Origin of the sequence: Rhizobium sp. RHZ01, from assembly GCF_014851595.1 — a bacterium.
GTDB lineage: Bacteria > Pseudomonadota > Alphaproteobacteria > Rhizobiales > Rhizobiaceae > Rhizobium > Rhizobium altiplani.
In genome coordinates, this window is record NZ_JACUZZ010000001.1 from 288,046 (window position 1) to 313,486 (window position 25,441).

General features: G+C 61.5%; 22 protein-coding genes. 16 read left to right on the forward strand and 6 right to left on the reverse strand.

The window, feature by feature from the left end; all coding sequences use genetic code 11:
• Window positions 1–21: 21 nt before the first annotated feature.
• Window positions 22–1,191, forward strand: a complete 1,170-nt coding sequence (locus IB248_RS01235) for an ATP-binding protein (protein ID WP_192240078.1) — start codon at window positions 22–24, stop codon at window positions 1,189–1,191.
• A 21-nt stretch (window positions 1,192–1,212) separates the two neighbouring features.
• Here IB248_RS01235 and IB248_RS01240 read toward each other — a convergent pair whose 3' ends face one another.
• Window positions 1,213–2,937, reverse strand: a complete 1,725-nt coding sequence (locus IB248_RS01240) for a hypothetical protein (protein WP_192240079.1) — start codon at window positions 2,935–2,937, stop codon at window positions 1,213–1,215.
• 551 nt (window positions 2,938–3,488) lie between these two features.
• On the opposite strand from IB248_RS01240, the gene IB248_RS01245 reads away from it, so the two are divergent.
• The 7 genes from IB248_RS01245 to IB248_RS01275 all read left to right on the forward strand — a co-directional run bounded on the left by IB248_RS01245 (window position 3,489) and on the right by IB248_RS01275 (window position 11,556).
• Window positions 3,489–4,661 (forward strand): transporter substrate-binding protein, encoded by a 1,173-nt coding sequence (locus tag IB248_RS01245; RefSeq protein WP_281419694.1) that lies wholly within the window; start codon window positions 3,489–3,491, stop codon window positions 4,659–4,661.
• Window positions 4,661–5,266, forward strand: coding sequence for an ANTAR domain-containing protein (locus IB248_RS01250; RefSeq protein WP_018855453.1), 606 nt, complete (start codon window positions 4,661–4,663; stop codon window positions 5,264–5,266). The genes IB248_RS01245 and IB248_RS01250 overlap by 1 nt, the downstream gene beginning before the upstream one ends.
• Window positions 5,259–6,146: an ABC transporter permease gene (locus IB248_RS01255; protein WP_192240081.1), complete on the forward strand. Its 888-nt coding sequence runs from the start codon at window positions 5,259–5,261 to the stop codon at window positions 6,144–6,146. Before IB248_RS01250 ends, IB248_RS01255 begins: the two co-directional genes overlap by 8 nt.
• On the forward strand, window positions 6,146–7,066 hold the full coding sequence (locus IB248_RS01260) for an ABC transporter permease (RefSeq protein WP_192240082.1): 921 nt from the start codon (window positions 6,146–6,148) through the stop codon (window positions 7,064–7,066). The genes IB248_RS01255 and IB248_RS01260 overlap by 1 nt, the downstream gene beginning before the upstream one ends.
• A gap of 54 nt (window positions 7,067–7,120) precedes the next feature.
• Window positions 7,121–8,746: an ABC transporter substrate-binding protein gene (locus IB248_RS01265; protein ID WP_192240083.1), complete on the forward strand. Its 1,626-nt coding sequence runs from the start codon at window positions 7,121–7,123 to the stop codon at window positions 8,744–8,746.
• Window positions 8,736–9,680 (forward strand): acetamidase/formamidase family protein, encoded by a 945-nt coding sequence (locus tag IB248_RS01270; protein ID WP_025658344.1) that lies wholly within the window; start codon window positions 8,736–8,738, stop codon window positions 9,678–9,680. Before IB248_RS01265 ends, IB248_RS01270 begins: the two co-directional genes overlap by 11 nt.
• A 61-nt stretch (window positions 9,681–9,741) precedes the next feature.
• Entirely contained in the window at window positions 9,742–11,556 is a 1,815-nt protein-coding gene (locus tag IB248_RS01275; RefSeq protein WP_192240084.1) for an ABC transporter ATP-binding protein, read from the forward strand.
• A 184-nt stretch (window positions 11,557–11,740) separates the two neighbouring features.
• Here the strand turns inward: IB248_RS01275 and IB248_RS01280 are convergent, their stop codons facing one another.
• The 4 genes from IB248_RS01280 to IB248_RS01295 form a co-directional block, all read right to left on the reverse strand.
• Window positions 11,741–13,108 (reverse strand): FAD-containing oxidoreductase, encoded by a 1,368-nt coding sequence (locus IB248_RS01280; RefSeq protein WP_192240085.1) that lies wholly within the window; start codon window positions 13,106–13,108, stop codon window positions 11,741–11,743.
• Window positions 13,108–13,566: a DUF4126 domain-containing protein gene (locus IB248_RS01285; RefSeq protein WP_192240086.1), complete on the reverse strand. Its 459-nt coding sequence runs from the start codon at window positions 13,564–13,566 to the stop codon at window positions 13,108–13,110. Before IB248_RS01285 ends, IB248_RS01280 begins: the two co-directional genes overlap by 1 nt.
• Window positions 13,567–13,660: 94 nt before the next feature.
• Window positions 13,661–14,848: an acyl-CoA dehydrogenase gene (locus tag IB248_RS01290; RefSeq protein ID WP_192240087.1), complete on the reverse strand. Its 1,188-nt coding sequence runs from the start codon at window positions 14,846–14,848 to the stop codon at window positions 13,661–13,663.
• A gap of 99 nt (window positions 14,849–14,947) precedes the next feature.
• Window positions 14,948–15,868 (reverse strand): LysR family transcriptional regulator, encoded by a 921-nt coding sequence (locus IB248_RS01295; protein WP_113113108.1) that lies wholly within the window; start codon window positions 15,866–15,868, stop codon window positions 14,948–14,950.
• 321 nt (window positions 15,869–16,189) lie between these two features.
• Between IB248_RS01295 and IB248_RS01300 the strand changes: the two genes are divergently transcribed.
• The 8 genes from IB248_RS01300 (at window position 16,190) to IB248_RS01335 (ending at window position 24,279) form a co-directional block, all read left to right on the forward strand.
• Window positions 16,190–17,395: an ABC transporter substrate-binding protein gene (locus tag IB248_RS01300; protein ID WP_169680011.1), complete on the forward strand. Its 1,206-nt coding sequence runs from the start codon at window positions 16,190–16,192 to the stop codon at window positions 17,393–17,395.
• Window positions 17,396–17,398: 3 nt separating this feature from the next.
• Window positions 17,399–18,181, forward strand: a complete 783-nt coding sequence (locus IB248_RS01305; protein WP_192240088.1) for an ABC transporter ATP-binding protein — start codon at window positions 17,399–17,401, stop codon at window positions 18,179–18,181.
• Window positions 18,181–18,882, forward strand: coding sequence for an ABC transporter ATP-binding protein (locus tag IB248_RS01310; protein ID WP_169680007.1), 702 nt, complete (start codon window positions 18,181–18,183; stop codon window positions 18,880–18,882). Before IB248_RS01305 ends, IB248_RS01310 begins: the two co-directional genes overlap by 1 nt.
• Before the next feature lie 5 nt (window positions 18,883–18,887).
• Window positions 18,888–19,775 carry a branched-chain amino acid ABC transporter permease gene (locus IB248_RS01315; protein WP_025658351.1) on the forward strand — a complete coding sequence of 296 codons (888 nt, stop codon included), beginning with the start codon at window positions 18,888–18,890 and terminating at the stop codon, window positions 19,773–19,775.
• A gap of 2 nt (window positions 19,776–19,777) precedes the next feature.
• Entirely contained in the window at window positions 19,778–20,767 is a 990-nt protein-coding gene (locus IB248_RS01320) for a branched-chain amino acid ABC transporter permease (RefSeq protein WP_169680004.1), read from the forward strand.
• A 19-nt stretch (window positions 20,768–20,786) separates the two neighbouring features.
• A complete protein-coding gene (locus IB248_RS01325) occupies window positions 20,787–22,382 on the forward strand; it encodes a GMC family oxidoreductase N-terminal domain-containing protein (protein WP_192240089.1) in 1,596 nt (531 codons plus the stop codon).
• A gap of 9 nt (window positions 22,383–22,391) precedes the next feature.
• The gene (mmsB, locus tag IB248_RS01330) at window positions 22,392–23,276 is read left to right on the forward strand and encodes a 3-hydroxyisobutyrate dehydrogenase (protein ID WP_192240090.1); all 885 of its coding nucleotides are present in this window, start codon (window positions 22,392–22,394) and stop codon (window positions 23,274–23,276) included.
• An 85-nt stretch (window positions 23,277–23,361) separates the two neighbouring features.
• The gene (locus tag IB248_RS01335) at window positions 23,362–24,279 is read left to right on the forward strand and encodes a DMT family transporter (protein ID WP_169679999.1); all 918 of its coding nucleotides are present in this window, start codon (window positions 23,362–23,364) and stop codon (window positions 24,277–24,279) included.
• 18 nt (window positions 24,280–24,297) lie between these two features.
• On the opposite strand, the gene hppD is transcribed toward IB248_RS01335, so the two are convergent.
• Complete coding sequence (gene hppD, locus IB248_RS01340) at window positions 24,298–25,407, reverse strand: 4-hydroxyphenylpyruvate dioxygenase (protein WP_192240091.1); 1,110 nt, start codon at window positions 25,405–25,407, stop codon at window positions 24,298–24,300.
• Window positions 25,408–25,441 lie beyond the last annotated feature (34 nt).

Consider the following 25,441-nt stretch of genomic DNA (forward strand, 5'->3'; position numbering starts at 1 on the left):
CTGAACTCCATAATTGCAAGGATGATCCGCAGGCGAAAAACATTAGAACTCATTGAGCTCATCGATTCCAATCCGGCCGTCGCTTTGCTGGGACCTCGACAGGTAGGAAAGACAACGCTCGCATTGGAAATAGGCGAACAGCGGCCGTCGATCTATCTCGATCTGGAGTCGGACGCCGATCGAGCCAAGCTCTCCGAGCCGGAGCTCTACCTTACCGGTCACGAGGATAAACTGGTTATTCTCGACGAGGTCCACCGCCTTCCGGACCTCTTCCAGGCTCTTCGTGGACTAATCGACAAGGGGCGGCGAAAGGGATTGCGCAGCGGCCGTTTCCTTTTGCTCGGCTCGGCCTCAATCAATCTCCTGAAACAGTCCGGCGAGAGCCTAGCTGGACGGATAGCATATTTGGAGCTTGCCCCAATTGACGGCCTCGAGGTCCACACGACTGAGCTCAATACGCTGTGGAACCGGGGTGGGTTTCCTGACAGTCTTCTGGCCAGGACAGATGCTGTTAGCCGGCGGTGGCGCCTTGATTTCATTCGAACGTACCTAGAACGGGACATTCCGCTTCTTGGACCAAGGATTGCTGCCGAAACGCTACGCCGATTCTGGACAATGCTCGCGCACCATCAATCCGGCCTTCTCAATGCGGCAGACTTCGCCCGCGCACTTGGCGTCGACGGAAAGACCGTTGCTTCCTATCTCGATCTCATGGTGGATCTGCTTCTGGTGCGTCGGCTCGAACCCTGGCACAACAATGCGGGCAAACGCATGGTAAAGTCGCCGCGTGTGTACGTTCGCGACTCCGGGCTGCTCCACAGTCTACTTGGATTGACAACGCTCGAGGATATTCTCGGGCACCCGATCGCCGGCGCCAGTTGGGAAGGATTCGTGATCGAAACGCTTCATGCCGCTATGCCAGTGGGCGCACATGCGAACTTCTATCGTACCGCTGCCGGCGCCGAGGTCGACCTCATTGTCACTCTGCCCGGCGGGCGCCGTTGGGCAATCGAGATCAAGCGAAGTCTCACTCCGAAAGTGGAACGCGGCTTTCATAACGCCTGTCTGGAACTGAAGCCCGATCGCCGCATCGTCGTTTACCCAGGGTCCGAGGCCTATCCTCTCAACAACGAAATCGAGGTGCTGCCGTTGCGACAGCTTGGTGAGGAACTCACGCATCTTCAGCCTTGATAGCAAGCGCGTCCGGCTATTTTAATGTGATTTCACCAGACCGGAGAAACCAGCGACAGCCAGAAGGCTGAGGGCCCAGCCGATGACGGACTGGAAGAAAAAATATCTCAAGGAGAACGTGCCGTTTGGTTTCATCGAATCCGGTCGCCAGTATTCCCTTTGACCGATGGACGCTACAGGCAGGAGTACATCCAGCGAGTACATTGGCGCATTGAACTCCGGGTAGCTGGCCGCTTCCGGCTGATTGCGGAAGCAAGTGAGCTGGTCTTCCCCGACCGCGGCACGTCCAGCCAGGTCCTGTCCGGTTGATGGCATGTAGCGGATTTCGGTTCGCGGGAGATCACACATCGTCCATTCGGGGGAACGCAGAACGATGGGATTGTTCGGTTTCATCGCACCGTCGCGATAGGCGAATGCAAAGACACCCGTCCCGATCGCCCAAAAGAGCATCAGCCAGACCAGCACCAGCAGAGGCTGCCGCCCGTAACGAAGGGTGACGGCGAGCACACCGTCGACAATCGCCAGGCTTGCCCGCAAGATTGGATTTTTGGCACGCGCTCGGCGCGCACGTCGCTGCAGTCGCTCCTTGGCGATCAAGACCGCACGGGCATCCTCGTCATGGCCCATTTCCCGCAATACCATTGACAGATGCTCGTAGGGCTGCGGCCAGAAATCCGCCTTCCACCGTTCCGGCGTCTGACGCGATAGCCAGTCGAGCCGGCTTGCCGCATCGGCTGGTCCTCCAATGAAAGCCCCGTACCGGCAGCGGTTCAAAAGCAGGTCGCCAGTCTTGGGCCAGCTGCTCTGATCGTCATCGATCGCGCCGATCGTCGTCGCAGTGAGGTCGAGCGCACCCTCGACGGATGCACCTTGTCGCAGGAAGAATGCGCCGTCGATGATGGCGCGATTGAGCCGCAGCGCATTGCCGTCCGGCTGCGAAAGTGATGCGGAGGTGCAATTGACGTCACCTCCGAAGCGGGCACCGAGCAGGCGCGTTTCGCCGACGATGGTCGCCCCACGCAAGGCAAGGTCGCCCCCGGCCACGATCGCGTCTGCGTTCAATGCGACTTCGCCCGGGCGTTCGATCTGCGCGCCGACCGCATTGACGTCGCCCCCAAGGCGCGCCGCCGAAAGATTGATGCCGCCACGCACATTGGCGCCACGCAACAGGATGCCACCGCGTGTTTCCAATGCCTCGGCGTCAAACGCCATATCGCCGGGCGAAGCGATCGAAACACCGTCAGCCTCAATGCTACCGCCAATCCGCGCGCCGGGAAGGCGGATTTCACCGGTTACAATCGCGCCGCGAAGCGAAATGACCCCCCGTGCCTCCAACCTGTCGGCCTGCAAGCCGGGCAGGGCCGAACCGTCCAGGAACAGATTGTCGATAACCGCCGAGCGCAGCACCGGCGAGGCGTCGAAGTGACAATCCTTGAGACCGATATCGCGCGGTATCCGGCACCCCTCCAGGTCGAGAATGCCAATGATCCAGGCTCCGCTCAGCCTCAACCCCTTCTCATGCAAGCGATAGGCACCGTCGCCAAGGATGAGATAGCGCAACAGGTCCGCCCGCACCGTCCGCTCGGGATCTTCCTGTTCCGGCCGCAGACCGTCGCCCAATCGGTCGAAGTCTCCGAGCTGCAGATGTGCCACGACCTTCGTTTCAGCGGCGCTGAGCGGATGAAAATCGGCAAGGCTGGGCAGGACGGGAAGATGAGATCCCGGTTGGGGCGCTTTCTGGTTCATGAAGCCGGCATCCGTCTGACACCGCGTGAAGATCTTGCTCGAACGCAGCTTTGCCGGAGTGGACATCTTCCGGGGCTGCAAATCGGTCGATCGACAGGCGAGGCATGGCAATTCATGACGATCGTTCTCCTCCACCATGGCGTTCGCGCCGTGAGCGACTATGCGCCTTGGCCGCAGGGTAACCGTGACCCAAGACATCGATCAAACTGTGGGGCTCCCGCAGGACCTCGGTTCCAACGATATCGGATCGTCGCTCGCTTGGAAACGCGCCGGGCGGGCTCTCTTCTACCCCCGTTTCATGATTGATTTCGTCGTTTGGGCGGCGGGTCAAGAGATGACTCCGAAATGCGCTGAGGCTGTCAGCGGCATATCGGACCAGGAGCACAGTTTCTGGCTCTCAGAATGGTTGTCGTCACTTCAATCCTTGCTTCGCCTATACTTGACGGCCCTATATAAAGGGCGCTATCAATTCCGAACATCGAAAAAAATCAGGCGGTTCGGCCTCACCGGGATGACATCCCGCGTGGGGTTTTTTCGTTCATAGGTGCTTTTTGGACACTCGGACGGTTGTTCAGGTCGGCGTATTGTTTTCCCGCTCCGGTCCCTACGCGGATCTGGGTGAGCAGGGCTACGCTGGCACAATGGCTGGGATCGCCGCAGTCAATGCACGCACCGGCCTGCCGTTCCGGCTTGAGGCCAGTGTTGCCGATCCGAAGGGAAATACCGATCGCTATGCTGCGCTTGCCGCCGAGCTGGTGAGCGGTGGCGAGGTCCGACATATTGTCGGCTGCACGACATCCTGGAGCCGCAAAGAGGTCATCCCGGTCCTGGAAAAGACGCAGGCACTCCTCTGGTACCCCTGCGTCTACGAGGGGTTCGAGGCGAACGAGAATGTTGTCTATGTCGGTGCCTGCGCCAATCAACACATTCTACCGCTTCTGGAATTCGCCCTTCCTGCCTTCGGCCGCCGGGGTTTCCTCCTCGGCTCAAACTACATTTGGGGCTGGGAGACCTGCCGTATTGCTCGTGATGTGATCCTGCGTTCCGGTGGCGAGGTCCTCGGCGAAAGGCACGTTCCGCTCGGCGACGCCGATATCGACCGTATCATCGATGAAATTCACCGCAAAAAGCCGGATTTCATCCTCAATTCGCTGATCGGACCGTCATCCTACGCTTTCCTGCGCGCCTATCGCGCGCTCGGCGAGCGCGACGGCGATTTCGCGCCGGGCCGTCGCCCGGTGCTGAGCTGCAATCTCGGTGAGAACGAGATCGTCAAGATTATGCCCGCGGCCGAAGGGCACTACACCACGGCCACCTATTTCGAAACGCTGGAGACGCAGGAGAACGCGCGCTTTCTCGCGGGACTTCCCGAAGACGCTCGCGCAGCCGGCATATCGGCCTTCTTCGCGCAGGCCTATTCGGCGGTTCTGCTGATCGCTGCCGGGATCGAGGTCACAGGCGGGGCGGCGGCACTCGATGTGCTCGAAGCGGTCAAGGCACGCGCGGTCGAAACGCCCTTCGGCCCGTTGCGGATCGACCCGGCCAACAACCACATTCACGTGGTCGCGCATGTCGCTCGGGCGACTGCCGGCGGCCGTTATGATATCGTCCGGCAAGGACGCGACGCGATCGCACCGGATCCCTTCCTCATCCGCTCGGCGCTTGCCGTTCCCGCAATCGAAACCGCGACGGCGCCGTCCCGACCACAGCTGAGACTCGTCTAATGAACAATGGCTTCATGACGCCTTCCTTCGAAGGCCTAAGAGCGCTGATCCTGCACCGCCAACACGCCAATACCGAGGCGCTGGAACGCCAGTTCGCGCGCATCGGCGTCAGCGCCGTGACCGTCTGGCCGGAGCTTGCGGCCGAACAGTCGTTTCAGGATTTCGACGTCCTGATGTTCGACGCAGACATGGGCTATGATGAGCAGTTTCCCTGGAGCGCCGGCGAGGCGCCCATTCCAACGATCGCCCTGATCGGCAGCGAAGCGCCGGGGCGGATCACCTGGGCCGTCAGCCACGGCGCCGACGCGCAGCTCCTGAAGCCGATCGGCAGCTCGGGCGTCTATAGCGCGCTGGTCATTGCCACGCATGCGTTTAAACGCCGAAAGTCGCTCTCAAGCGAAGTCGCAACGCTCTCCGAACGTCTGGCGAACCGGGAAAACCTTGCCGAGGCCACCGCGATCCTGATGGTGCGGGAGCGGCTGCCGGCCAACGCCGCCTATGCGCTGCTTCGCCGCCGCGCGATGGACGAACGCCGAACGATCGACGAGGTCGCTCAAATCATTCTGGAGAAAACCGGGTTGAACGAGGGCAAGCGCCGTGGCTGAGGTCGCCATCTCCGTCCCTGTCGCCCCGACACCCGGCGTCTTTCGCCGCCTCCTGAAGCGCAAACTTGCCGTTTTCGGGCTGATCGTCATTGCGCTGATCGTTTTCGCCGCAGTGTTTGCGCCATGGATCGTTCCTTACAATCCGGATGAACAGTTCTTCGAAGGACTGACGCTCGAGGGCGCGCCGCTCGCGCCGAACGCGCGGTTCTGGTTCGGCACCGATCTGGTCGGCCGCGATCTCCTGAGCCGCATCATCTACGGCGCGCGAACCTCGCTGATCATTGGCGTCATCGCCAACGGCGTTTCCGTCCTCATCGGCTCGGCGGTCGGTATCACGGCCGGCTATTTCAAGGGCTGGGTGAGTACTGTGCTGATGCGTTTCACCGATCTGATGATGGCATTTCCGGCGCTGTTGCTTGCCATCGTGCTTGCGGCGATCTTCCGCCCGAGCCTCCTGATCGTTGCCATGGTGATCGCCATGGTCAACTGGGTGCAGATCGCCCGCGTGCTCTACACGGAAACGCGTTCGCTTGCCGAGCGGGATTTCGTAGAGGCTGAACGGGCACTCGGAGCAGGGACTTTCCGCATCCTCACCCGCCACATTTTCCCGCATCTGGTATCGACTATCGTCGTCTATGCGACGCTCGGCATTGCAACGACGGTGCTGCTCGAGGCGACGCTCAGCTACCTCGGCATCGGTGTCCAGCCGCCGACGGCCTCCTGGGGCAACATCATCTTCGAGAACCAGACCTATTTCACCAGCGCGCCCTGGCTCGTCTTCATTCCGGGTTTTGCGATCATCTTGCTCGCGCTCGCGTTCAATCTCGTCGGCGATGCCCTGCGTGACATCCTCGACCCGACTCAGCAGGGGCACCACTGATGATCTCCTACGTCGCCCGCCGCCTGCTGCAATCGGCGCTCATTCTGGTCGGCATCAGTCTGGTCACCTTCGTGCTGCTTTACCTTTTGCCGGCCGATCCGGCCCGCCAGATCGCCGGGCGCAGCGCGACGGCCGAGACAGTGGAAAGCATCCGTCAGCAGCTCGGGCTCAACCTGCCATTCTACCAGCAGTATCTGCGCTATGCGACCGGACTACTGCACGGCGATTTCGGTCGCTCCTACCTGCAGAAAACCGAGGTGGTAGAGCTGATCGCCTCGCGCCTGCCGGCAAGCCTGCTTCTGATGGCAGGGGCGATCACCTGCGAACTCATTCTCGGCATCGCCATGGGTCTCGTCTCAGCGCTGCGCCGTGGCTCGGGGCTCGACAACGGGCTGATGCTTCTTTCCTTCGTCGGCGTTTCGGCGCCGCAATTCGTTATCGGCATCCTGATGCTCTACGTTTTTTCCGTGCAGCTCGGCTGGTTTCCGATCGGCGGCTACGGCACCTTTTCGCATCTTGTGCTGCCCTCACTTACTCTCGGAGTGCTGGGAGCGGGCTGGTATGCGCGCATGATGCGTTCCTCGATGATCGACGTGCTGCGCCAGGATTTCATCCGCACGGCTCATTCCAAGGGGCTTGGCCGCGCCACGGTGATTTTCCGCCACGCGCTGCCCAATGCCATTCTGCCGGTAATCGCGATGATCGGCATCGACATCGGGATGTTCATGTCGGGCATCGTCGTGGTCGAAAGCGTATTCGGGTGGCCCGGTATCGGCCAGCTTGCCTGGCAGGCGATCCAGCGGGTGGACATTCCGATCATCATGGGAGTCACGCTGGTCTCGGCCCTGGCCATCGTCGTCGGCAATCTCATGGCGGACCTCATCGCCCCGATGATCGATCCGCGCATCAAGCTTCGCTGACGATCGTCGGCGGATAACGTGAACAGGTACAAAAAAACCAGAGGAGAATTGCAAATGCGTAGGACACTTCTTGCAGGCGTGGCGTTCTTTGCCATTGCCGCAGCGGGCATGACGGCGGTACACGCCGATGACATCAAGCAGGGCGGCCAGATGGTCGTGACCTACAAGGACGACGTGTCGACGCTCGATCCGGCCATCGGCTATGACTGGCAGAACTGGTCGATGATCAAGAGCCTGTTCGACGGTCTCATGGACTACGAACCCGGCACTTCCACACTTCGGAAAGATCTCGCCGAGGACTACACCATCTCCGACGACGGCAAGACCTTCACCTTCAAGCTGCGCAAGGGCGTGAAGTTCCACAACGGCCGCGAAATGACTGCCGAGGACGTGAAATACTCGCTGGACCGCGTCACAAACCCGGCGACCCAGAGCCCCGGCGCCGGCTTCTTTGGCTCGATCAAGGGCTTCGACAAGATGGCCGACGGTTCGGCCAAGTCGCTGGAGGGCGTCACTGTCGTTGATCCCTACACGGTCAAGTTCGAACTGACCCGTCCGGACGCCACCTTCCTGCACGTCATGGCGATCAACTTCTCCTTTGTCGTCCCGAAGGAAGAAGTCGAAAAATGGGGCGCCGATTTCGGCAAGCATCCGGTCGGTACGGGCGCGTTCAAGCTGGGCGAGTGGACGCTCGGCCAGAAGCTCGTGTTCGAGCGCAACAAGGATTACTGGAACGCTGGCCTTCCGAAGCTCGACCAGATCACTTTTGAGGTTGGCCAGGAGCCGGTTGTGGCGCTTCTGCGCCTGCAGAAAGGCGAGGTCGACGTCGCCGGCGACGGCATTCCGCCGGCGAAATTCCTCGAGGTGAAGAACGACCCGACCTACGCCAAGCTGATTGTCGAGGGCGGTCAGCTGCACACCGGCTACGTCACCATGAAGACGACGATAAAGCCCTTCGACAACGTCAAGGTGCGTCAGGCCGTCAACATGGCGATCAACAAGGATCGCATCATCCGCATCATCAACGGCCGCGCCGTTCCGGCGAACCAGCCTCTGCCGCCGACCATGCCGGGCTTCGCCAAGGACTACGAAGGCTACAAGTACGACGTGGAGGGCGCCAAGAAGCTTTTGGCAGAAGCCGGTCTGGCGGACGGATTCGAAACCGAACTCTACGTCTACAACACCGACCCGCAGCCTCGCATCGCCCAGGCGATCCAACAGGATCTCGCCGCCATCGGCATCAAGGCTGAAATCAAGTCGCTGGCCCAGGCCAATGTCATTGCCGCCGGCGGTGAGCCGGACCAGGCGCCGATGGTCTGGTCGGGCGGCATGGCCTGGATCGCCGACTTCCCGGATCCGTCCAACTTCTACGGCCCGATCCTCGGCTGCTCGGGCGCGGTCAAGGGTGGTTGGAACTGGTCCTACTACTGCAACAAGGCACTGGAAGAGCGCGCAACCGCGGCCGATTCGATCACCGATCCGGCCAAGAAGGCTGAGCGCGAGGAAGCCTGGCGGTCGATCTTCCTCGACATCATGAAGGATGCCCCGTGGGCGCCAGTCTTCAACGAGCAGCGATTCACCATCCGCTCCGAGCGGCTCGGTGGTCCGGACGCGATTTTCGTCGATCCGGTCCACATCCCCATCAACTACGAGCAGGTTTACGCCAAAGATGTGCAATAACTGTAACTACACCATCCACGGCGCGCATCATCACTTCGGGTGGGATCGTTCGATCCCGCCCGTCGAGAAAGTCGCGCCGGGCTCGACGATCCGCTTCGAATGCATGGATAGCGGCAGCGGGCACTTCAATGCCAACAGCACCGCGGCCGATGTCGCGACGCTGGATTTCTCGAAGGTCAATCCGGTCACCGGTCCCGTTTATATCGACGGGGCCGAGCCCGGGGACGCGGTCAAGATCACCATCCACGAGTTCGAGCCTTCCGGCTTCGGCTGGACGGGGATCATTCCGGGTTTCGGACTTCTGGCGGATCAGTTCACCAGCCCGGCCCTGACGGTATGGAAATACGATCCCGTCAGCATGGAGCCGGCTATGTTCGGCAAGAACGGCCGCGTGCCGTTGAAACCGTTCGCCGGCACGATCGGGCTGGCGCTGGCGGAAGAAGGGCGTCATTCGGTTGTTCCGCCGCGGCGGGTGGGGGGCAACCTCGACATTCGGGACCTTTCCTCCGGCTCTGTGCTTTACCTGCCGGTTGAAGTCGCTGGCGGCCTGTTTTCGATCGGCGACACGCACGCTGCACAGGGCGATGGCGAGGTTTGCGGCACGGCGATCGAAAGCCAGATGAACCTCACGGTGACGCTGGATCTCGTCAAGGGCGCCAAGCTGTCCATGCCGCGCTTCACCACGCCCGGCCCGGTGACCCGTCATCTCGACGCCAAGGGCTACGAGGTGACGACCGGGATCGGAGCGGACCTGATGGATGGGGCCAAGGCCGCCGTTTCCAACATGGTCGATCTGCTCGGCAAGCTTTACAACCTCTCCGCCGACGACGCCTATATGCTCTGCTCGGTCTGCGGCGACCTGCGCATCAGCGAAATCGTCGACATGCCGAACTGGGTCGTGTCGTTCTACTTCCCGCGGATCGTGTTCGAATAAGCCATGCGGAGCCGCGTTTCAAACGCGGCTCCGCTTCTTTCACCCTTATTGATCGCAAGCCATGACGACGACGCAAAAGACATCCTCAGAACCGCTACTTTCTGTTCGCGATCTCGTGACACAGGTGGCGACCCCCTTGGGCGCGAAGACCGTCGTCGACGGCCTGAGTTTCGATCTCATGCGCGGCGAAACGCTGTGCATCGCCGGCGAAAGCGGTTCCGGCAAGTCGATGACGGCACTGTCGCTGATCCAGCTGCTGCCGAAGCCGATGGCACGGGTCGCTTCCGGCCTGGCGCTGTTCAAGGGCCGTGATGTCTTCGCGCTCGACGACGAGGGACTGCGCAAGCTACGCGGCAAGGAAATCGGAATGATCTTCCAGGAGCCGATGACCTCGCTCAATCCGGTGCTGACGATCGGGCGCCAGCTCGTCGAAGCGATCACGGCGCAACGGCCGATGAGCCATGCCGAAGCCATGGCCGAGGCCCTGCGGCTTCTCGAACAAGTGCAGATTTCAGACGCGGCACGGCGGTTAAGCCAATACCCGCACGAACTTTCAGGCGGCATGCGTCAACGTGTGATGATCGCGATCGCGCTGTCGCAAGGCCCCGATATCCTGATCGCCGACGAACCGACCACGGCGCTTGACGTAACCGTGCAGGCGCAAATCCTGAGCCTGATCCGCCACCTGCAGAGGGAGCATGGAACGGCGGTGATCATGATCACCCACGACATGGGCGTCGTCGCGGAAATGGCCGACCATGTCCTGGTGATGAAGAATGGCAAAGCCGTGGAATACGGCACCGTGCACGATATCTTCGAAAAACCGCGCGCGCCCTACACGCAGATGCTGCTCGAGGCGGTTCCAACGCTCGGGGAAATGCACGGCATCGACACGCCGAAGCGTGCAAAGCCGATCCCAGCGGTGCCCGCTTCTGCCGCCACGGGGGCTGCTGCACGGACCGACGGGGCGCTGGTCGAGGTGAGGGATCTCACCGTCCGCTTCGACATCAAGGGCGGTATTCTCCAGCGTCCGGTGAGCCGCGTCCATGCGGTCGAGGGCCTGAGCTTCGAGATCGCGAAGGGCGAGACACTCTCGCTGGTCGGTGAAAGCGGCTGCGGCAAGTCGACGACCGGCAAGGCGCTGATGAACCTGATCCCGTGGACAGGCTCGATCCGGGTTGCGCAACAGGAGACGAGCGGACTCGGTCGCCGGGCGATGAAGCCGATCCTCCGCGACGTGCAGATGGTGTTCCAGGATCCCTATGCCTCGCTCGATCCGCGCTATCGCGTTGGCGATCTCGTGGCCGAGCCATTGGTAATCCATGGCCTTGCCAAGGGCTCCGAGCTCAAGGACCGGGTGGAGTACTTGTTCCGCCGGGTTGGTCTGTCGCCGGATCAGATCAATCGCTATCCGCACGAATTTTCAGGCGGCCAGCGCCAGCGCATCTCGATCGCGCGCGCCTTGTCACTGTCACCGAAGGTCATCATCGCGGACGAAAGCGTCTCGGCGCTCGACGTGTCGATCCAGGCGCAGGTTCTTGATCTACTGCAGGATATCCAGAACGAGACCGGCATCGCCTATCTGTTCATCTCCCACGACATGGCCGTGGTCGAACAGATCAGTCACCGCGTCGCGGTGATGTATATGGGCCAGTTCGTGGAAGTGGGAACCCGCCGGCAGATCTTCGAAAACCCGCGGCACAGCTATACGCGCCAGCTGCTCAGCGCGGTGCCGGTTCCGGATCCACGCCGAGAGCGCCGGCTTTATGACGCAGCGGCGCGCGAGATCAAAAGCCCGATCCGGCCGCTCGGATACCAGCCGGTCTACAATCAGCTGACGGACATCGGCGATCGGCATCTGGTCGCGGCGGCCTGAAGCGATCACGGGCAGGGGACGGCGTTGCCCGCATTGCTGGGCGTGCGCCCACTGTGGTCATGAGGGATATCGAGTGGCGCACCTCACTCCAATAACCCTCCGCGACGACGTAACCGAAGATTTCGAGTGGGCGAGAGATCATGGATTGCGGCTCTCACTCCAGACCGGCCGCCGCGGCGATTTGCTAGACCGCCTTCAGATCCCCGAGCAATGTCGGAATGAGTTCTGACACGGTTGGATGGATCGGCACCGCCCATTTCAGCACCGGATAGGGCGCCTTGGCATTCATCGCGTCGATGAAACCGTGGATCGCCTCGTCACCTTCGATCCCGAGGATTGCAGCACCCAGGATCTGCTGCGTTTCGGCATCGGCGATCACCTTCATGAAGCCCTTGGTCTCGGCGCGCTCGTTGGCGCGGCCGACACGGCTCATCGGCCGTGTGGAGATCATGATGGTGCGGCCCGACGCCCGTGCTTCCTTCTCTGTCATCCCGACGCGGCCGAGCGGCGGGTCGATATAGAGCGCATAAGCAGGAATGCGATCGCTGACCTTGCGATCCTCGCCGTCGAGTAGGTTCGCGGCAGCGATCTCGAAGTCATTGTAGGATGTGTGGGTGAAGGCGCCTCGGCCATTGCAATCGCCGAGCGCGAAGATCCCCTCGACATTGGTGGCAAGCTTGTCGTCAACGGTGATGTAACCGCGCCGGTCGGTGGCGACGCCTGCCTTGTCAAGACCGAGGTCGTCGGTGTTCGGCGTGCGCCCGGTGGCAACCAGCACGTGGCTCGCCTCAATGGCCGGCTGACCATTGCCGATGCTGACGCTGATGCCGTTGGCCGTCTTGGCAAATCCGATCCCGTCGGCATCCGTGTGTACGGCAATGTCTTCCGAGCGCAGGATGTCAGCGATCGCGTCTGAAATGTCGGCATCCTCACGCGAAGCAAGCTTCGGCCCGCGCTCGATCACCGTCACCTCAGCCCCGAACCGGCGATACATCTGCGCGAACTCAAGCCCGATATAGCTGCCGCCGATGACAGCAAGGTGCCTTGGAAGACGGTCGAGATGGATGATCGAGGTGCTTGTCAGGTAGTCTATGCCGCCAATCCCGGGCATATCGGGAATGGTCGGCCGCGCGCCGACATTCAGGAAGATCTTTGGGGCCGTCAGGATCTCGCCGTTGACGGTCACGCTATGGGCGTCCTCGAAGCGGGCATGCCCATAGATGACGGTCATGCCGTCCATTCCGGCGAACCAGTTGATCAGGCCGTTGCGGGCGTTCATCGTCACGGTTTCGGCACGCTTGCGCACGACAGTCATGTCGATACCCACGCCACCTGGAAGCACCACGCCGAAGTCCGCGCCGCGCCGCGCCATGTGGGCGGCACGGGCACTTGCCACCAGCGTCTTGGTGGGCATGCAGCCGGCATTGACACAGGTGCCGCCCAGGAACTTGCGTTCGATCAACGCCACCTTCATGCCCTTCGCGACCATGCGCGCGGCGAGGAAGGGACCGGATTGGCCGGCCCCGATGACGATGGCGTCGAAACTAGGCATCACACTGCTCCCACGATGATGAGCGCGCCGATGATCGCAACCGCATCCTCGATCAGCGCTGCCGGTGTATCCTTGCCGAAGGCGGCGGCGAGTTTACCACGAGCCGCCGCTCCACCGAACGTGCCAATCGCTGCGCCAACGACGCCCGCAATCAGTCCGCCAATGAGTGAGACGCCGGTAACACCGATCGTGGCGCCCGCCAGCCCGCCCATGATCAAGCGGGCGGCAAATTGCATCGGAACCTTACGGGACGGGGTCGAGGGCAGCTGGTCGGTGATCAGCTCGACCACAGCGAGCAGGGTGAACACCCATGGGGCCCAACGGTATCCCATGAAGGCAAGCGGCGTCTGCGAAACGTCAAGCCAGCCGAGAGCAGCGGCCCAGGCAACGGCGGCAGGCGCCGTCATGGCCCTGAGACCCGCGATAATTCCAATCAGAAATGCAAGAAGCAAAAACATGTGCAATCCCCCATGCCGCGCACAATCTAAACGCGGTCATGGGAAGCTTGCACATTGTCGCGCAGGTTTCAATTTGCGCGATGGTTTACGTGTTTCAATTGGCGAAGGCGGCAATGCCCGTGACGGCGCGGCCGAGGATAAGGGCGTGGACGTCGTGGGTCCCCTCATAGGTGTTGACCACCTCGAGGTTGACGAGATGGCGGGCAATGCCGAACTCGTCGGAAATGCCATTGCCGCCGAGCATGTCGCGCGCCAGCCTTGCGATGTCGAGGGCCTTGCCACAGGAATTGCGCTTGACGATGGAGGTCAGTTCCACGGGCGGGTGCCCGTCCTCCTTCATGCGGCCGAGCCGGATGCAGCCCTGCAGGCCGAGCGCGATTTCGGTCACCATGTCGGCGAGCTTCTTCTGGATGAGCTGGTTGGCAGCCAGCGGCCGGCCGAACTGCTTGCGGTCGAGCACATATTGACGTGCCCTGGCATAGCAGTCCTCGGCAGCGCCGAGCGCCCCCCAGGCAATGCCGAAGCGAGCCGAGTTCAGGCAGGTGAACGGGCCCTTGAGGCCGGAGACGTTGGGCAGCAGGTTCTCCTCGGGTACGAACACCTCATCCATCACCACCTCACCGGTGATCGAGGCGCGCAGGCCGACCTTGCCGTGGATCGCCGGCGCCGACAGGCCCTTCCAGCCCTTCTCGAGGATGAAGCCGCGTATGACGCCGTCTTCGGTCTTGGCCCAGACGACAAATACGTCGGCGATCGGGGCATTGGAAATCCAGGTCTTGGCGCCGGTCAGGCTGTAGCCGCCATCAACCTTTTTCGCCCGCGTCACCATCGAGCCCGGATCTGAGCCGTGGTTGGGTTCGGTGAGGCCAAAGCAGCCGATCCACTCGCCGGTCGCAAGCTTCGGCAGGTACTTCTGCTTCTGCGCCTCGGAGCCGAAGGCGTCGATCGGCACCATGACGAGGGACGACTGCACGCTCATCATCGAGCGGTAGCCGCTGTCGACGCGCTCGACCTCGCGGGCAATCAGACCGTAAGCGACGTAGCCCAGGCCGGCGCCACCATATTCCGGCGCGATCGTCGGCCCGAGCAGTCCGAGTTCGCCCATTTCGCGAAAGATCTCCGGATCGGTCTTCTCGTGACGGAAGGCTTCGAGCACGCGCGGCGCCAGCTTGTCCTGTGCATAAGCCTGCGCCGTCTCCTGCACCATGCGCTCCTCGTCGGTGAGCTGCTCGACAAGGCGAAACGGATCGGCCCAATCAAAGATCTCGCGGGTATGCTGCATGGTCACTTCTCCTCATTTACCTGCTGGCACCAACATCCTTCGGGCATAGACCCGGCCGTCGAATGGGTCAACTCGCCAAGAACACTGCTGGGTGACGCCTTATCGCTTCACCCAGGGCGGAATGAACCTGACATCCTCGCCGGTCACCGCCTCGCGCAGGAAGTCGATGACCGCACGCACCCGCGGCGACTGGCGAAGATCGCGATGGCAGGTGATCCAGTAGTGCCGCCTGAGATCGACCTCTTCAGGCAGAACCCGCTCGAGTTCGGGGTAGCGACTTGCGAAGAAATAGGGAAGCACGCAAAGCCCAAGACCGTTTCTGGTCGCCGTCAGCTGCGCAAAGATGCTCGAGCTCTGGAACTGCGGCTTGATGCGCGGATGCACGTCGCCAAGATAGTCGAGGCCAGGGGCGAAGATCATTTCCTCTATGTAGCTGATGAACGGGTGCCCCAGGAGGTCGTCGCGGCAGGTGATAGGCGCGCTTCGGTGCAGATAGTCCCGCGAGCCATAGACCTGAAGGTGGTAGTCGGTGAGCTTGTCGGAGAAATACGGTCCGCCCTTCGGCTCATCGAGAACGACGGTGATATCGGCCTCCTTGCGCGACAGCGACATGATCTGCTGGATCGTCACAAGTTCGAGCGACAAATTCGGATGCCGGGCGACGAACTGCGGCAACACACGCGCGAAGAAGAAATTGGAGAAGCCCTCGGGCGCACTGAGGCGTACCACGCCGCGTTGGGTCGTTGCGCCGTCGGTGAGGTCGGCGCGCAACCGTTCGGTCTCCTGCTCCATCTTCTCGGCGGTTTCGACGAAGCGGGCGCCCATCGCCGTCATCACATAGCCGCGAGGGTTGCGTTCGAAGAGCTTGACCTTGAGCGCGAACTCCAGCCGGTCGATGCGGCGCGACACGGTGGCGTGGCTGGTGCGCAATTGCCGCGCCGCAGTCGACAGCTGTCCGGTGCGGGCAACCGCGAGAAAGAACTGCAGGTCATCCCATGTAAATTGCGGCGGATTGTTCATTCGGATCCCCCAAATCGGCGCTTGCATCATCCAGCCGTTCGATATTGGTCTTTCGTCTAATGCGCCCCGGCCTGCACCTCGTCGTCGTCCGCCCTAGGTTCCAACGAAAGCGCCCTAACGATCTGCATTCATTGGGGAACCGCGACAGACCAATAGTTCTGTTCAAAAACGAACAGATACTGTTTGGAATTAGTTGTAAAGCGGCCTTGCCTGATTGGTGCAATTCCGTGATCGTGGGGCATGCGCTGGCCGCCTTGAGGAGGGCGGCTGGCCAAATTTGAACAGATCCGCATTCTGGCCAATCTCTGGGAGGAGAGACATATGCGAAAGAATCTCATTGCGTCGCTGGCATTCCTGCTTGCAAGCAGCACTGCCGTGCTCGCCGATGGTGCATCCGACGGCAAGGTGAAGATCGGCATCCTGAACGACCAGTCCGGCGTCTACGCTGATTTCGGCGGCAAGTCCTCCGTCGAGGCGGCCAAGATGGCGGTCGAGGATTTCGGCGGCAAGGTGCTTGGCGTGCCGGTGGAGATTGTCGACGCCGACCACCAGAACAAGCCTGACATCGCCTCCAACATTGCCCGCCAGTGGTACGACACGGAGCAAGTGGACGCGATCATGGAATTGACCACCTCGTCAGTGGCGCTCGCGGTTCAGGCGATCGGGAAGGAAAAGAAGAAGATCAACATCGTCACCGGGGCCGCGACCACGGATCTCACCGGGAAGGCCTGTTCCCCCTACGGCTTCCACTGGGCCTATGACACGCATGCGCTTGCCGTCGGCACTGGCGGTGCGCTTGTCAAGCAAGGCGGCGACAGCTGGTTCTTCCTGACGGCCGACTACGCGTTCGGCTACTCCCTGGAGCAGCAGACGAGCGATTTCGTCAAGTCCGCCGGCGGCAAGGTCGTCGGTTCTGTCCGCCATCCCCTGTCGAACCAGGATTTCTCGTCCTTCCTGCTGCAGGCACAATCCTCCGGCGCCAAGGTGATCGGCCTTGCCAATGCCGGCCTTGATACGTCCAACGCCATCAAGCAGGCTGCCGAGTTCGGCATCACTCAGGGTGGCCAGCATCTGGCGGCACTGCTCTTCACGCTGGCCGAAGTTCACGGCCTGGGGCTCGAGGCAGCGCAAGGCCTGACGCTGACGGAAGGCTATTACTGGAACCTCGACGACAAGAGCCGCGAATTCGGCAAGAAGTTCTTCGCCCGCACCGGCAAGATGCCGAACATGATCCACGCCGGTACCTATTCGGCCGTGCTCCAGTATCTCAAGGCGATCGACAAGGCCGGCACCGACGACACCGAGGCCGTTGCCAAGCAGCTGCACGAACTGCCCGTCGACGACGTCTTTGCTCGCGGTGGCACCGTCGGCCCGAATGGCCGCATGATCCACGACATGTACCTGCTGCAGGTCAAGAAGCCGGCCGACAGCAAGGAACCGTGGGACTACTTCAACGTTCTCGCGACCATCCCGGGCAAGGAAGCCTATATCGATCCCGCCAAGAGCGGCTGCGCCCTGGTGAACTAGGCGATGGCGGTTTCCGCGACCCAATCGAACTCTATGCCGCGGGTGGTCCTTTCCGCTCGCGGCCTGCGTCGTGACTTCGGCGGCTTCACTGCCGTCAAGAATGTTGACCTCGACGTCCATGACGCGAGCGTGCATGCCCTGATCGGCCCCAACGGCGCGGGAAAGACGACGGTGTTCAACCTGCTGACGAAGTTCCTGCAGCCGACATCGGGCACCATCACGCTGATGGGGACTGATATCACCAGAACGGCACCCGACAAGGTGGCGCGCATGGGGTTGGTGCGATCATTCCAGATCTCGGCCGTGTTTCCACATCTCAGCGTTCTCGACAATGTGCGGGTGGCGCTGCAACGGCCCAACAAGCTGTCAACGCAATTCTGGCGCCCACTATCAGCACTCGACGCATTGAACGATCGCGCCGAACAGCTGCTTGCGAAGGTCGGCCTCTTCAAGGAGCGCGACGCCATCGCTGCCGATCTTTCCTATGGCCGCAAGCGTGTCCTTGAGATCGCAACGACCTTGGCACTTGATCCAAGAGTGCTCCTTCTCGACGAACCGATGGCCGGCATGGGGCACGAGGATGTCGGCGTCGTCTCCGCTCTGATCCGCGAGGTGGCGCGCGACCGCGCCGTCCTGATGGTCGAGCACAATCTGTCCGTCGTCGCCAACATCTGCCAGCATGTGACCGTGCTGCAGCGTGGCGAAATCCTTGCCGAAGGCGACTATGCGACCGTCAGCGCCGATGAGCGGGTTCGCCAGGCCTACATGGGCTCGGAGGAGGGCTGATGGCGACACTTCTGGACGTCCAGGGGCTCAACGCCTGGTACGGCGAAAGCCACATCCTGCACGGTGTCGACATGCGGGTCGGCGAGGGTGAGACAGTCACCATTCTTGGCCGCAACGGCGTCGGAAAGACGACGACGCTGCGCACCATCACCGGCATCGTCCGCACCCGCAAGGGCAAGCTGACATTCGCAGGTAAGGACATGATGCAGGTGCCGTTACACAAGACGGCGCATCGCGGTATCGGCTTCGTGCCGGAGGAGCGCGGCATATTCTCGACGTTGACGGTGTCCGAGAATCTGATGCTGCCGCCAGTCGTTGCCTCGGGCGGGATGACGGTCGAGGAGATCTACGAGCTGTTTCCAAATCTTTACGAGCGCCGCAACAGTGCGGGCACGAAGCTGTCGGGCGGTGAACAGCAAATGCTGGCAATCGCCCGCATTTTGCGCACCGGTGTTCGCATGCTCTTGCTCGACGAACCCACGGAGGGGCTGGCGCCCGTCATCGTCCAGCGCATCGGCGAAGTGCTGAGGCAATTGAAGGAGCGGGGCATGACGATCCTGCTTGTCGAGCAGAATTTCCGTTTCGCTAGCCGGATCGCCGATCGCTTCTATCTTATGGATCACGGGCAGATGGTTTCGGAGTTCCCGGTGGGCGAGTTGCCCCAGCGGATGGATACGCTGCACAAGGTCCTGGGAGTGTGATCTGAATGACAATGATCTTCGGCATTCCCCTGCAGGCGTTCATGGGCCAGTTGCTGATCGGTCTGATCAACGGCTCTTTCTACGCGCTCTTGAGCCTCGGGCTCGCCATCATCTTCGGCCTGTTGCGCGTCATCAATTTCGCGCACGGCGCGCAATACATGCTCGGCGCCTTCGCCGCCTATCTTCTGCTTGCCTATGCCGGCATTGGTTACTGGCCATCGCTGATCCTTGCCCCCGTGATCGTCGGATTGGCCGGCGCGGTGATCGAACGCTTGTTCCTCCGTCGGCTCTATGATCTGGACCCACTCTACGGGCTGCTCTTCACATTCGGTCTGGCCCTGACGGTCGAAGGCACCTTCCGTTACCTCTACGGCTCATCCGGCCAACCCTACGCGCAACCCGCTGCCCTCGCCGGCGCCGTCAATCTCGGCTTCATGTTCCTGCCGATCTATCGCGGCTGGGTGGTCGTCGTGTCGCTTGTGGTCTGCCTCGGCACCTGGCTCCTGATCGAGAAGACAAAGCTCGGCGCCTATCTCAGGGCCGCCACCGAGAATGCAACGCTCGTCCAGGCATTCGGCGTCAACGTGCCGGTTCTCCTGACATTGACCTACGCACTTGGAGCCGGTCTTGCAGCCTTTGCGGGTGTACTGGCCGCGCCGATCTATCAAGTGTCGCCGTTGATGGGCTCCAGCATGATCATCGTCGTGTTCGCCGTCGTCGTGGTTGGTGGCATGGGCTCGATCATGGGCGCGATCATCACCGGTTATGTACTCGGCATCGCGGAAGGCCTGACCAAGGTCTTCTATCCCGAGGCGTCCAACATCGTGATCTTCGTCATCATGGCAATCGTTCTTCTCATCAGGCCCGCGGGCCTCTTCGGCCGGGATGCATGACGATGACAGAGATCACCGAAACCATCCGTCCGGAAAAAAGCCGCACCGCGCTATCGGTACAGGCGGCATTCCTGATCATCGGCCTGCTGCTCCTGCTATTGGCGCCGTTCTTCTTCTACCCGATTTTCCTGATGAAGCTCTTGTGCTTTGCGCTGTTTGCCTGCGCCTTCAACCTGCTGCTCGGCTATACCGGCCTGCTGTCGTTCGGTCATGCGACCTTCTTCGGCGGGGCGGCCTATTTTACCGCCCATGCCGTGAAGGAATGGGGGTTTTCGCCGGAACTCGGCATCCTGGTCGGCGTCGCAGGTGCTGCCATCCTCGGCCTGGTCATGGGTTTCTTCGCGATCCGCCGTCAGGGTATTTATTTCGCGATGATTACGCTTGCCCTCTCGCAAATGTTCTTCTTCTTCTGCCTGCAAGCGGCGTTCACGCATGGCGAGGACGGTATCCAGTCCGTGCCGCGCGGTCATCTGTTCGGCGTCCTCGATCTCAGTAGTTCGACCAACATGTATTATTTCGTGCTGGCCGTTTTCGTCGTCGGCATCCTGATTATCTGGCGCTTCATCAATTCGCCGTTCGGCATGATCCTGAAATCGATCCGCGAGAACGAGCAGCGGGCGATATCGCTCGGTTATTCCGTCGCGCGCTACAAGCTGGGCGCCTTCGTTATGTCGGCGGCACTCGCGGGCCTGGCCGGGGCAGTAAAATCCCTCGTCTTCCAGTTCGCGACCTTGACCGATGTCGCCTGGCAGATGTCTGGCGAGGTGATCCTGATGACCCTGCTTGGCGGTATTGGTACCCTGATCGGTCCGCTGTTTGGCGCGGGCCTTGTCGTCACGCTGGAAAACTACCTTGCAACATCGGAATTCCCGGTGACGATCATCACAGGTGTGGTGTTCATGGTTTGCGTGCTGATCTTCCGCCGCGGCATCATCGGCGAGTTTTATGCGTCGCGTCTCGGTCGGAAGCTCGGCTTCGTCTACCGCCGCTAACCTGCGGGGTGGCATTTGCATGGATCGCTTCGACTACATCATCATTGGTGCCGGCAGCGCCGGCTGCGTTCTCGCCAACCGGCTGTCCGAGGATCACAACACGCGCGTTCTGCTGCTGGAGGCCGGTGGCAGCGACAATTACCACTGGATCCATATTCCTGTCGGCTATCTCTATTGCATCAACAACCCGCGCACCGATTGGTGCTTCACGACGGTTCCGCAGCAGGGATTGAACGGGCGCGCCCTCAATTATCCGCGCGGCAAGGTGCTCGGCGGCTCATCCTCGATAAACGGCATGATCTACATGCGCGGCCAGGCACGCGACTATGATCTCTGGCGGCAGATGGGATGCTCGGGCTGGGGCTGGGACGACGTGCTTCCGTTCTTCCGCAAATCGGAGGACTACTATCGCGGCGAGACCGAGATGCATGGAACAGGCGGCGAGTGGCGGGTGGAAAAAGCCCGCGTTCGCTGGGCGGTACTCGATGCGTTCCAGGCCGCCGCCAGGGAGGCCGGCATTCCGGAAACGCCCGACTTCAACACCGGCGACAACGAGGGATCAGGCTACTTCGACGTCAACCAGCGGTCCGGCATTCGCTGGAATACGACCAAGGCCTTCCTGCGCCCGGCCATGCGGCGAGGCAATCTGACGGTTCTGACGAAGGCGCAGGCGCGCCGGCTGCTGATCGAGGAGGGCGCTGTCACGGGCGTCGATTATCAGCATGCGGGCACTACCAAGCGCGCCTACGCGACGAGGGAAACGATCCTCGCGGCGGGCGCAATCGGTTCGCCACACATCCTGGAGCTGTCTGGTCTGGGCCAAGGAGAGGTGCTGAAACGCGCGGGCGTGGAGGTCATTGCCGAGGTAAAAGGCATCGGCGAGAACCTCCAGGACCACCTGCAGCTTCGTATGGTCTACAAGGTCACCGGCGTTGCGACGCTGAACGAGAAGGCAACAAGGTTCATCGGCAAGGCTCAGATCGGCCTGGAATATCTGATCAGACGTTCAGGGCCGATGGCAATGGCGCCAAGCCAGCTTGGCATCTTCACCCGCTCCGGCCCCGACAAGGAGACACCGGACCTTCAATACCATGTACAGCCGGTGTCGCTCGACAAGTTCGGCGATCCAGTTCACCCATTCCCTGCCATCACCGCGAGCGTCTGTAACCTCAGACCCGAAAGTCGCGGTTCGGTCCATGTGGCGAGCCCGGATTTTGCTCTCCAGCCGACGATCAGTCCGAACTATCTCTCGACCGAACGAGATCGCGACATCGCTATTCGCGCGATACGCATGACGCGGAAGATCGTCGCGCAGCCGTCCTTTGCGCGGTTCCGGCCCGAGGAGTTCAGGCCTGGCCCGAATTACCAAAGGGACGCGGAACTGGCGCAGGCAGCCGGGGATATTGGCACGACGATTTTCCACCCTGTCGGAACATGCCGGATGGGTTCCGATCGCGAAAGTGTCGTCGATCCTCGCCTCAGGTTCCGGGCGTTGGCGAAGCTCCGTATTGCAGACGCCTCCGTGATGCCGGCCATCACGTCGGGCAATACCAATTCGCCGACGATCATGATCGCCGAAAAGGCAGCTGCGATGATCCTGGCGGACAACAGATAGGAGAACGGCATGGCACGGATTGCATTCATCGGGCTTGGCAACATGGGCGGGCCGATGGCCGCCAACCTCGTCAAGGCTGGTCATGAAGTCACCGGTTTTGACCTCGCCGCCCCCGTCCTGCAGGCTGCGGAAGGGCACGGCGTGAAGGCGGCAGGCCATATCAGCCAGGCTGTTTCGGACGCCGAGATCGTCGTGACGATGCTGCCGCAGGGCAAGCATGTGCTCAGCGCCTGGACTGACATCCTTCGCTCCATCCCCGCCGGGACGCTTGTCATCGATAGTTCGACGATTGATGTCGACAGCGCCCGCAAGGCGCACGTAATGGCAAGCAATGCCGGTTGCCTTTCCCTCGATGCACCTGTGTCCGGCGGCACCGGCGGGGCGGCCGCAGGTACACTGACCTTCATGGCCGGCGGATCGGACGAGGCGTTTGCGAAGGCAAAGCCGGTCCTCGAAGCCATGGGCAGGAAAATCGTCCATTGCGGGGACGCGGGCGCAGGGCAGGCAGCGAAGATCTGCAACAACATGATCCTTGGCATCTCGATGATCGGCGTTTGCGAAGCTTTCGCCCTTGGCGAAAAGCTCGGTCTTTCGCATCAGGCGCTGTTCGACGTCGCCTCGACCTCGTCGGGACAATGCTGGTCGATCAGCACCTATTGCCCTGTCCCGGGACCGGTTCCGACATCGCCCGCGAACAATGACTACAAGCCCGGTTTTGCGGCCGCACTGATGCTGAAGGACCTGCGCCTGTCGCAGGAGGCGGCACTGTCGACCGGCGCCTCGACGCCGCTCGGCGCCGAAGCTTCTCAGCTCTATGCGCTCTTTGAGAAGCAGGGGAATGGCGCACGCGATTTTTCTGCAATCATCGAAATGCTGCGCGGCAAGACCGAATAGCCCTCTGCCGTGGCTTGACACTCCCGCTGATATGCGCGACGCCCCCGGCTGCCGCGATGCGGCGACCGGCAACAGGAATTCCGACATGCAACCGCAGCCTACCGCGACGGGCCTCAAGAACTTCGTGCTATTGGGCGTTGTTCTGATGCTTCTCGGGGACTTTCTCTTCGCGCTCAATGACGCGATGGGCAAGTGGCTCGTGACAAGCTTCTCTGTCGGTCAGGTGTTGCTGATCCGCTCGTTCGGATGCTTCATCGTCCTGGGACCCCTGATTGCCAGGCAGGGCCCAGCCCAACTGTTCAGGGTAGAGCAGAAGGGGCTGCAGCTTCTTCGCGTGCTCTTTGCAACAGTCGATGTCGGCCTGTTTTACGCCGCCGTCGCCTACCTGCCGCTCGCTGACGTCATGACCTTCTACATGGCCGGACCGATCTATGTCGCCGCGCTCTCGCATTTCTTCCTCAACGAACGGATCGGCTGGCGCCGTTGGCTGGCGGTCTTCGTCGGCTTCTGCGGCGTGGTGATCGCGCTGCGTCCGTCCTCGGCGATGCTGTCGCTGCCCTCGCTTTTCGGCATTGTCGGCAGCCTGTCCTTTTCGATGGCCCTGGTGCTCAACCGATACCTCCGCAACACCAGTGACACGACCCTTGTTACCTGGCAGATGGTCGCCGCACTCGTCGTCGGGGCGGTGCTTTCCATCGGCGCCTGGCAGCCAACAAGTCCGGTTGAGCTCACCGGCATGCTCGCCCTCGGCGTCGTTGCATCCTGTGCGCACCTTCTGATCACGCGTTCGCTGAAGCTCGCCCCGGCATCCCTGCTGGCGCCGCTGCAATACAGCCTTCTGATCTGGGCGATTGCGCTCGGATATCTGTTCTTCGGCGACGTTCCGGATCTCTATGTGATCTCAGGCGGCACGATCATCGTCGTCGCCGGCCTGTTCATCTTCCATCGCAAGAACCTGCTGGAAACAGTGCCGCCGGAGGCTGTTGCCCCAGACGGCCACTAATTCACAAGTTCATTTCCGCTAGGCGGCAGCGGGCTTGATGACACCGCGGCGTATCTGGTCGGCTTCGATCGATTCGAAAAGCGCCCGGAAGTTGCCTTCGCCGAAACCTTCGTCGCCCTTGCGCTGGATAAACTCGAAAAAGATCGGACCAATCACCGTCTTCGAGAAGATCTGCAGCAGGATCTTCGTCGTGCCGCCATCGAGCACGCCTTCGCCGTCGATCAGGATGCCATGCCTGGCCATTCTTTCGATCGGCTCGTCATGTCCATGAACGCGCTCGCGTGACATATCGTAGTAGGTCTCCGGAGGACCCGGCATGAAGCGCAGGCCGTTTTCGGCAAGCATGTCGGTCGCCTCGTAGATGGCGTCGGTACCGACGGCAATGTGCTGGATGCCTTCGCCTCTGTACTTCTTCAGATACTCCTCGATCTGGCTGGTCTCGTCCTTCGATTCATTCAGCGGAATACGGATCTTGCCACAGGGAGAGGTGATTGCACGGCTCATCAACCCCGTGATCCGGCCGTCAATATTGAAGAAGTGGATCTGCTTGAAGTTGAAGAGTTCGCGATAGAAGTCCCACCACTTGTCCATGTTGCCGCGATAGACGTTGTGGGTCAGGTGGTCGAGATAGAAGAAGCCGACACCCTTGGGCCGCGGATCACGCTCGGCCAGCCAGTCGAACTCGAGATCATAAGCCGAGCCCTTCGCGCCGTAGCGCTCCACGAAGTAGAGAAGCGAGCCGCCAATGCCGACGATCGCTGGCACGTCGAGGGTCTTGTCCTTGCCCTCGTAGGGTGTCGCGCCCCTGGCAACGGCATGGTCGAAGGCATGCTTGGCATCGACGACACGCCACGCCATCGACGGCGCGCAAGGCCCATGATCCTCGACGAAGCGCATGGCATGGCTGCCCGGCTCGGCATTGACGATGTAGTTGATGTCGCCCTGACGCCAGACCGTGATGTTCCTGCTCTTGTGCCTGGCGACGGCGCGATATCCCATACGGTCGAACAGTTCCGCCAGCTTCTCGGGCGCTGGATGTGCGAATTCGACAAACTCGAACCCGTCCGTGCCGGCAGGATTGTCAACGGTGATCTGAGACGGCGGTGCGTCGTGCGGATAGGGGCCCATTTGCTCCTCCTGAGGCTGTAGCCAGTTGGATGCA